The sequence below is a fragment of the Streptomyces sp. NPDC057654 genome, assembly GCF_042800135.1.
Classification (GTDB): domain Bacteria; phylum Actinomycetota; class Actinomycetes; order Streptomycetales; family Streptomycetaceae; genus Streptomyces.
Genome location: NZ_JBHVHQ010000366.1, coordinates 1 through 7,995, shown reverse-complemented (window position 1 = coordinate 7,995; position 7,995 = coordinate 1). Strand labels below are relative to the sequence as shown.

The window sequence follows — 7,995 nt, the reverse complement described above, 5'->3', positions numbered from 1 at the left end:
CGGGGGCCGTGCCCAGCTGGTCGGCGCCGCCGCCGGTGCGGATCGTGTCGGCGTGGGCGGCCGAGACCAGGCCGCACAGGGCGGCCCAGCCGGGCGCGCCGTCGCGGGCGAGGAAGACCGCGCGGGGCGTCGACTCGTCGATGAACGCGCCGCCCCGTACGGGGACGCGCCGCCGCACCGTGCCGTGGCGGCCTTGCGGCTCGGCCCGTTCCCGTACGGCCAGGTCGACGCCGAAGACCGGCCGCACCCCGGCCCGCGCGCTCGCCTTCGCGAACCGTACGGCTCCGGCGAGGCTGTCCCGGTCGGTCAGCGCGATGGCGTCCATGCCCCGCTCGGCGGCGCGCTCGGCGAGCCGCTCCGGGTGCACCGCGCCGTACCGCGTCGAGAACCCGGAGGCGGTGTGCAGATGCGTGAAGCCGGAAGTCGCCGAAAGAGTTGAAAGAGCCGAAAGAGCCGACATCCGCACCTCCACTCGATCACTCGATCCACTCGATACCCGCTGCCCGAAGACCACCCCACCCCTGACGTCTCCATCTCCTCCTTCACCATAACCCCTACGTCGAACACTCGTACGAACAGACATCATCCGTACGAGGAGATCTCACCCTCACCTCTTCGACCCGTTCACACTGCGGAATGCCCGCTTTTGTGCGCACCATATGGGGGCTGCGCACCATATGGGGGCAGAAAACCCACCCATCACGGCGAGGAGCGGCCCATGGCCACCACAGACCCCGGCACCCGCCCCTCCTTCGCCCGGGAGGTCAGAAGCGCGGTCAGCACCCGCGCCGCCGCGCTGGTGATCGGCGTGCTGGTGCTCCAGCTCGCGTTCATCGCCTCCTACGTGGGCGCCTTCCACAGCCCCAAGCCCAAGAACATCGCACTCGCCGTCGTCGCCCCGGAGCAGGTCCGCGGGCAGCTGCTGGGCAAGCTCGACAAGCTGCCGGGCGACCCCCTGGACCCGCGCGCCGCCGCCGACGAGGCCAAGGCCGTACGGCAGATCCGCGAGCGGGACATCGACGCGGCGCTGATCGTCGACCCGCGCGGCAGCACCGACCGGCTGCTCGTCGCGAGCGGCGGCGGCGCCTCGCTCTCCCAGGCCGTCGAACAGGTCGTCACCGCCGCCGAGAAGTCCCAGCGGCGCACCGTGAAGACCCAGGACATCGCGCCGGTCGCCAAGGGCGACGCCCGCGGGCTGTCCGCGTTCTACCTGGTGGTGGGGTGGTGCGTGGGCGGCTATCTGTGCGCCGCGATCCTCGCCATCAGCGCCGGGGCCCGGCCCGCCAATCCGCGGCGCGCCGTCATCCGGCTCGGCACGCTCGCGCTCTACTCGATCGCCTCGGGCATCGGCGGCGCGGTCATCATGGGCCCGATCCTCGAAGCGCTGCCCGGCTCCATCCTCGGGCTGTGGGGCCTGGGCGCCATGGTGGTCTTCGCGGTCGGGGCCACCACGCTGGCGTTCCAGGGGCTGGCGGGCGTCGTCGGCATCGGCCTCGCCATCGCGGTCGTCGTCGTCCTGGGCAACCCGAGCGCGGGCGGCGCGTACCCCTATCCGCTGCTGCCGGGCTTCTGGCGCGCCATCGGCCCCGCCCTGCCGCCGGGCGCGGGCACCTGGACGGCGCGCTCCATCGCGTACTTCCGGGGCAACGCGGTGACGGGGCCGCTACTGGTGCTCTCGGCCTGGGCGGTGGCGGGGTCCGTGATCACCCTGCTGTTCGCCGCGTTCAAGAAGCCGTCGGACGGGGCGATCTCGGCGACGCCGCCACGCTGACCGGGGCCGGGGCCGGGGCGGGGCCAGAGCCGGGGCCAGGGCCAGGGCTGGGCCGGGAGTCGCCGGAGTCGGTCACGGCGGGCCTCAGCGCCGCGCGTGACGGATCGTCAGGCGGCCGAAGCCCATGGCGCCGGAGATCCTGATCGTCGGTCCGCCGGGGCGGGGGTTCCGCCGGGGTTTGTAGTGGGAATCCTTCCAGCCGGTACGCAGTCCCTCGACGTCCACGACGGCGTCGCGCGGCACCGTGATCGCGGCCTTGCCGGTGCCGAGCTGAAGCTCGATGTCGAGTACCGAGTGCTCGAATACCGCCCGGGACAGGTCCAGTTGGACCTTCCCGAAGGCGGACTCGACCTTGAGCGTCCGCGGCACCCGCCATGCGCCGCGCCGCTGAATCCGGCCGCCGGCGGCCGCGATCGTGGACGTGGCGCCCGCGTCCTCCTCCGGGATCGAGTCCATGGCCGACGCGAACTCGCTGTGCGTCGTGGCGGTGAGCACCTGCTGGAGGCGGGTTTCCAGGTCGTCGTGCGCGATATGCCCTGCGGCGTACGCCTCTTGGAGGCGCCGTACGGCTGTGTCGCGGTCGTCTTCGCCGATCAACGGCGGCCGGTCGTTCGGCAGGGCGGTCACATTTTCACTCTACTGCCGCGTTGGGACCGCCATGCCGAAGCCGCAGCGCCGAGGCCGCGTACGCGCCAAGGCCCGTGACTTGATTTGGACGACCGTCCAGGTCTATCGTCCAAAGTGGACATATGGACGGGCCGCACCCCTGGAGCATGTGATGAACCATTCCCTGCTGACGACCCTGACCGGGGCTTTCCTGGTCTGGGAGGCACTCCTGCTGATTCCCATGGTTCCGGGGAAGCTGATCGACACGAGAGACTTCTCATCGCTCCCCCGCCGGCAGTTCAACGGGTTCAACGTCTTCCTCACCTCGCTCGGGCTCGCCAGCTTCGTGGTGGCCGGGTTCGCCATGGCGGACCAGCACTGGGCGTTCGTGGCGGCGCTGGTGCTGAGCCTGGGCTACATCGCGGTCTTCGCGGCCGACCTCGGCGCGGTCTTCCCCGTCGTGGCCGACCCGCTGCCGGTGCAACTGCTCGTCCTCGAAGCCGTCGCGCTGGCCTCGGCCGGCGTGGGGGCCGTGATCGCGATCCAAGGAATGCTGCTGTGAACGACGTCCCCTCTCCCCCGCCGAGCACCCGAGAGAAGATCATCGAGGCCGCGGCCGCCCTCATCCCCGAAGTGGGCTGGGGCGGCGTGACCAGCCGCCGCGTCGCGGAACGCGCGGGGGTGAACTCCGGCGTGATCCACTACCACGTGGGAAGCATCGGCGAACTCCGGCGCATCGCCGCGGTGAGCAAGATCCGCGGGTTCTTCCTCGGCCGGATCGGCGACGCCCTGGCCCAGGAAGATCCGCCGGCGGCCGTCGAACTGATGCTCCGCGGGCTGTGCACCGGCGACTCGCACGATCCGGAACTGCTGCTGCTGTACGAGTCCCTGGTCGCGGCGAGCCGGGACGACCAGCTACGCGCCGAGATCGCGGCCTCCCTCACCCAGCTCCGGCAGTGGCTCCACGACTGGCTCACCGAACACGGCGTCGCGCGCCCGCTCCCCGCGGCGGTGACCATCACCGCGGCAGTGGACGGCTTCCTGCTCCAGCGCATGCTCGACCCGGACCTCGACCCCGCCCCCCTCATCGAGGGCCTGACGGCTCTGGTCGAGCAGCAACTGCCGTAACGCTCCCGCACCGAACGCACCGAACGCGTCGAACGCGCCGGACGGCGGACGGGGCCTCGCGCTACCGCGGTTGGGGCAGGTACGTACCGGGGGCCCGGCCGGTGATCCGGCCGGTGATCCGGCGGAACGCGGCGATGAACGCGCTGGGCGTGCGGCAGCAGTAGCGGTAGCCGACCGCTCGGGCGGCCCCGCCCCCGGGCGAACCAGCGGAGACCTCAGGCTAGGACGCGGTCGCCGCCCGGTGCGGCGGCTCGTCCTGGGGGTGTACGGCGATGGCGATCTTGCCGCGCGGGCGTCGGCGGCCCTCGACGGCGCCGCCCTCCAGCAGGGTGTGCGCCTGCGCGACGTCGGCCAGCGGCAGCACGGCGCCGATCACCGGACGGAGTTTCCCCAGGTCGACGAGGCGGCCGAGGGCTTCGAGCTTCGCCCGGCCGGGGCTGACGAAGAGGAAGTGGTAGGTCGCGTTCACGCCCCACGCGGCGAGCAGGTTCTGCGGTTCGGGGATGTCCACGATGGACACCACGCGGCCCCGGTCGGCGAGGACCTCCGGGCTGCGGGTGAGGGTGTCCCCGCCCACCGTGTCCAGGACGACGTCCACCCCGCCCAGCTCACGGACCTGCGGCACGTAGTCACCGGCCGAGAAGTCGATCGCGGCGTGTGCTCCCAGCCCGGTGACGAACTCGTGGTCCCTCGCCCGCGCGGTGGTCACCACCTCGGCCCCCAGCGCGCCGGCGATCTGCACGGCGGCCGAGCCGACCCCGCCCGCCCCGCCGTGCACCAGGACCCGTTCCCCGGCCCGTACCCCGGCGCGTTCGACCAGCGCCTCCCACACCGTCACGCCCACGAGCGCGAGACCGGCGGCCTCGACGTGCGAGAGCCCCGCGGGTTTACGGGCGACCAGGGCCTGGTCGACGACGTGGTACTCGGCGTAGGTCCCCTGCCCGGCGAACACCGGCGCCAGGTACCAGACCTCGTCGCCCGGCTGGAAGTCGTCGGCCCCGGGGCCGGTCCCGGCCACCACGCCGGACACGTCGTTGCCGATCACCGCGGGCAGCGCCACCTCGTCGCGGTAGTCGCCGCGCCGGGTCTGGAGGTCGAGGGGGTTGACGGAGGTGGCCATTACGCGGACCAGCACCTGGCCGGGTCCGGGGGTGGGTACGGGCAGTTCCCGGGCGGCGAACGCGGTGTCCGCGGCACCGAAGCGGGCGAGTTCCATCACGCGCATCGAAGTAGACATACGACGACATTAGATCGTCATATCGCGAATTGACAATACGTCCTGCCCGTATGCGTGTACGTTACGATCACTCTGTGTTCTCGGAGGCGGAGTTGCTGACAGTGTTCCGGGCCCTGTCCAACCCGGCCCGCCGCCAGATGCTGGTATGGCTCAAGGATCCGATGAGCTTCCCCGGCCAGGAGCCCGAGGACGTCGAGATCGGCGTGTGCGTGACCGACATCCAGCGGCGCATGGGCCTGGGGCAGTCGACCACCTCGCAGTACCTCGCGATACTGCGGCAGGCGGGACTGGTGGTCGCCACCCGGCGGGGCAAGTGGACCTACTACCGCCGCGACGAGGCGAACATCGCCCGGCTGCTGGAGACGCTGCGCGACGTTTTCTAGACCGGAGCGACGCGCTCCGGACTTGGACGGCTTGGACGGCTTGAACGGCTTGGACTGCCTGGACTGCCTGGACTGCCTGGACTGCCTGGACTGCCTGGACTGCCTGGACTGCCTGAGTCCGACCGGCCTTGGCGGCCTGGGGCTGACCGATCTAAGCGACCGTGACGCTCTTGTCGTCCGGGGGCCAGCCGACGGCCGTGATCGCCGTCAGCAGCACGACCGCGTCCTCCAGCGCCACCAGCCCGTGCCGCTCCTGCCGGATGCCGTGCAGCGCCCCGGCCGCCAGCTCCTGGTCCCCGGACCCCGCCGTCAGCCGCACCCTCCCGCGCAGCACCTGAAGACTCGCGGAGGGCGGCGCGCTGTGCTCGTCCAGGGCCGCGCCGGAGACCAGCGCGATGACGCTCTGCCGCAACGGGCCGTCGTGCAGGACCAGATGGGCGCTGCGCCCGTGCTCGGCGGCCCGCGCCACGGCCAGGTGCTCGTCGGCCAGTGAATTCAGGTCCTCCATCGGAGACTCCCCTTGCCCATCGCCGAGTACCGCTGTCGCTACCGCTCCCTGCCCACCGTAACGCCGGCGCTCCCGCCACGACCGCCTCATTGACCCGAACGGCATCCGAGCCACGTGCGGCTACAGACCGCGCACATGGCGGAGCCGCACGCGATCCGGACTACCGCGGCGATGTGGTGGGAGACGGTGCGGTGGGAGACGGTGCGGGTGCGGCGGAGCCGAGCGGCGCCGGGAGCTCGGGGAGCTGCCAGCCGCCGCCGCGGTCCTCCTTCGCGAAGCGCGCCGCGAGATCGGGGATGTGCAGGAAGGAGGCCACTGCGGCGGTGTTCTGGATGGCGCTGATCGCCCCCTGGCTCACCGGCATGGCCAGCCGCAGGAGGCGCGGGTTCACCGCGCCCTGGATCTCGTCGACGAAGGGCCGCAGCACGCGGTCGTAGTTCGCCAGCGCGGTCGGCAGGTCGCCAGGATGCCGGTTGATCTCGCCGGCCAGGACGTACGCGCCGACCAGGCCGCCGGAGATGCCCATGCCGCTGTACGGGGAGGCGCAGTGGGCGGCGTCGCCGGCCAGGACGACGCGCCCCTTGGACCAGGTGGCGGTCCGGACCTGGACGACCTCCTGGGAGTAGAAGAACGGGCTCGTCCGCATGCCGTCGATGAAGCGCTCGGTCTGCCAGCCCGCGTCGCTGAACCTGCCCGCCCAGAACTCCTGCTGGCGCTCCACGGGCTCCCGGTGGATCGCCGAGGCCTCCTCGGAGTCGTCCCGCATCACGAAGTACACCTGGGTCTCGGTCGGGTTGTGGCTGCGGCGCATGATCTGGCGGCCGCCCGGGACCATGTACGTGTCCCGGATGTTGCCGTCGGACGCCGTGCGCGGGATGAACCAGTAGGCCATGTGGATGCCGAGCCGCCGGTACGGGTCGAACCCCGCGGGGAGGATCGACCGCCGGATGCGCGAGCCCTGCCCGTCCGCGCCGACCAGCAGGTCGTACTCGCCGGAGGTCCCGTCGGAGAAGTGCGCGGTGACCTTCCCCTCATCCTGCGAGAAGCCGTCCACGCTCACGTCGAAGACGTACTCGGCGCCGTCCTTGGACGCCTCGTGGAGGATGCGCACCAGGTCGCCGCGCATGATCTCGTACTCGGAGGTGAGGGTCTGCCGGCCCTTGCCCGAGGTGTTGGCCATGATCTTCGCCTTGGCCCTGCCGTGCGAGTCGACGAAGGCGACCCCCGGCTCGTCCACCAGCTTGTCGCGTACGGCGCCGAGCAGCCCCATCCGCTCGACGGCCTCGATGCCCTGCCCCCGGAGGTCGACCTGCGCCCCGGTGGCCCGCAGCGCCGGGAAGCGTTCGACGACGGTCACCTCGTGGCCGCCCCGCGTGAGCCAGAAGGCCAGCGCCTGGCCCGCTATCCCGCCGCCCGCGACGAGGACCCGCAGGGGCCGCGCTCCCGATCCGCCGGCCGCACCCGTCCCCGTACCCGCGCCCATCCCGGCACCCGCGCTCATGCCCGTACCTGTGCTCATGCCCATCACCTCAGAAAATCTATCAGTGAATGATTCCCTTTCAGCGTCACCTATCAGTGATAGGTTTGTCAACATGACCAAGGTGAACCGCGACATCGTCGTCTCCGAAGCGCTCGACCTGCTCGACGAGGTCGGACTGGACACGGTCAGCACGCGACGCCTGGCGAAGCGGCTGGGCGTCGAACAGCCCTCGCTCTACTGGTACTTCCGCACCAAGAAGGACCTCCTCACCGCCATGGCGGAGGCGGCGATGGGCCCGCACACGACCGCCCCGTTGCCGACGCCCGACGACGACTGGCGCGAGTGGTTCCTGGAGAACATGCGGAGCTTCCGGCGCACCCTGCTGATGCGCCGGGACGGCGCGCGCCTCCACGCGGGCAGCACCCCCGCCAACGACCTCGACCGGCTCCGCCGCAAGATGGACTTCCTGGTCACCTCCGGGGTGCCCGAGCGGGACGCGCAGATGGCGATGCTGGCCGCCGGGCGCTACACCGTCGGCAGCGTCCTGGAGGAACAGGCGGACACCGGCCCCGGCGACGGCCCTGACCTGCCGGAGGACATTCCCGTGATCGACTACGAGTCGGCGTTCGAGGCCGGGCTGATCCTCATCCGGGACGGCCTGGCGCACCGCGCGGACGGCCTTCCGCCGTCTTGACGTCGCGGGGCAGACGCGGGGCAGACGCGGGTAGGTCGCGGGTCAGCCGCTGGTCGGCGCAGGGCGGTCGCGGGTCAGCCGTCGGTCGGCGCAGGTCGGCCGCAGGGCGGTCGCGGGCCAAAGAGGTGACCTGCCCGGTCGCGAACTGAAGCCCCTGCGGCCGGGCGGACCCGCGTCGCCGGGCGCCC

General features: G+C 71.8%; 10 protein-coding genes. 5 read left to right on the top strand and 5 right to left on the bottom strand.

Annotated features, from left to right (window positions below; genetic code table 11):
* Nucleotides 1-460 (bottom strand): PHP domain-containing protein (locus ACFU99_RS24620; RefSeq protein WP_384395416.1); only part of this gene is annotated, 460 nt, incomplete at its 3' end.
* Between the two features lie 258 nt (nt 461-718).
* Here ACFU99_RS24620 and ACFU99_RS24615 point away from each other — a divergent pair.
* Entirely contained in the window at nt 719-1,771 is a 1,053-nt protein-coding gene (locus ACFU99_RS24615) for a DUF3533 domain-containing protein (protein ID WP_384395414.1), read from the top strand.
* A gap of 84 nt (nt 1,772-1,855) precedes the next feature.
* Here ACFU99_RS24615 and ACFU99_RS24610 read toward each other — a convergent pair whose 3' ends face one another.
* Nucleotides 1,856-2,398 (bottom strand): DUF1707 domain-containing protein, encoded by a 543-nt coding sequence (locus ACFU99_RS24610; protein ID WP_384395412.1) that lies wholly within the window; start codon nt 2,396-2,398, stop codon nt 1,856-1,858.
* A gap of 151 nt (nt 2,399-2,549) precedes the next feature.
* Here ACFU99_RS24610 and ACFU99_RS24605 point away from each other — a divergent pair, with 151 nt between their 5' ends.
* Together ACFU99_RS24605 and ACFU99_RS24600 are read left to right on the top strand one after the other, a co-directional pair.
* Nucleotides 2,550-2,939 carry a hypothetical protein gene (locus tag ACFU99_RS24605; protein ID WP_384395410.1) on the top strand — a complete coding sequence of 130 codons (390 nt, stop codon included), beginning with the start codon at nt 2,550-2,552 and terminating at the stop codon, nt 2,937-2,939.
* Nucleotides 2,936-3,505, top strand: a complete 570-nt coding sequence (locus ACFU99_RS24600) for a TetR/AcrR family transcriptional regulator (RefSeq protein ID WP_384395408.1) — start codon at nt 2,936-2,938, stop codon at nt 3,503-3,505. The genes ACFU99_RS24605 and ACFU99_RS24600 overlap by 4 nt, the downstream gene beginning before the upstream one ends.
* Before the next feature lie 220 nt (nt 3,506-3,725).
* Here the strand turns inward: ACFU99_RS24600 and ACFU99_RS24595 are convergent, their stop codons facing one another.
* Entirely contained in the window at nt 3,726-4,742 is a 1,017-nt protein-coding gene (locus tag ACFU99_RS24595) for a zinc-binding dehydrogenase (RefSeq protein WP_384395406.1), read from the bottom strand.
* 74 nt (nt 4,743-4,816) lie between these two features.
* On the opposite strand from ACFU99_RS24595, the gene ACFU99_RS24590 reads away from it, so the two are divergent.
* Nucleotides 4,817-5,125 (top strand): ArsR/SmtB family transcription factor, encoded by a 309-nt coding sequence (locus tag ACFU99_RS24590; RefSeq protein WP_384395404.1) that lies wholly within the window; start codon nt 4,817-4,819, stop codon nt 5,123-5,125.
* A gap of 151 nt (nt 5,126-5,276) precedes the next feature.
* Here the strand turns inward: ACFU99_RS24590 and ACFU99_RS24585 are convergent, their stop codons facing one another.
* Nucleotides 5,277-5,633: a cupin gene (locus tag ACFU99_RS24585; protein WP_363227976.1), complete on the bottom strand. Its 357-nt coding sequence runs from the start codon at nt 5,631-5,633 to the stop codon at nt 5,277-5,279.
* A 160-nt stretch (nt 5,634-5,793) separates the two neighbouring features.
* Entirely contained in the window at nt 5,794-7,152 is a 1,359-nt protein-coding gene (locus ACFU99_RS24580; RefSeq protein WP_384395402.1) for an FAD-dependent monooxygenase, read from the bottom strand.
* Between the two features lie 73 nt (nt 7,153-7,225).
* On the opposite strand from ACFU99_RS24580, the gene ACFU99_RS24575 reads away from it, so the two are divergent.
* Nucleotides 7,226-7,807, top strand: coding sequence for a TetR/AcrR family transcriptional regulator C-terminal domain-containing protein (locus ACFU99_RS24575; RefSeq protein ID WP_384395400.1), 582 nt, complete (start codon nt 7,226-7,228; stop codon nt 7,805-7,807).
* Nucleotides 7,808-7,995 lie beyond the last annotated feature (188 nt).

Bases quoted from the DNA above. Each gene is read 5' to 3' on its own strand.
- ACFU99_RS24575 (WP_384395400.1), top strand. From the start codon at position 7,226: ATGACCAAGGTGAACCGCGACATCGTCGTCTCCGAAGCGCTCGACCTG.
- ACFU99_RS24580 (WP_384395402.1), bottom strand. From the start codon at position 7,152: ATGAGCACAGGTACGGGCATGAGCGCGGGTGCCGGGATGGGCGCGGGT.
- ACFU99_RS24605 (WP_384395410.1), top strand. From the start codon at position 2,550: ATGAACCATTCCCTGCTGACGACCCTGACCGGGGCTTTCCTGGTCTGG.
- ACFU99_RS24585 (WP_363227976.1), bottom strand. From the start codon at position 5,633: ATGGAGGACCTGAATTCACTGGCCGACGAGCACCTGGCCGTGGCGCGG.
- ACFU99_RS24615 (WP_384395414.1), top strand. From the start codon at position 719: ATGGCCACCACAGACCCCGGCACCCGCCCCTCCTTCGCCCGGGAGGTC.
- ACFU99_RS24595 (WP_384395406.1), bottom strand. From the start codon at position 4,742: ATGTCTACTTCGATGCGCGTGATGGAACTCGCCCGCTTCGGTGCCGCG.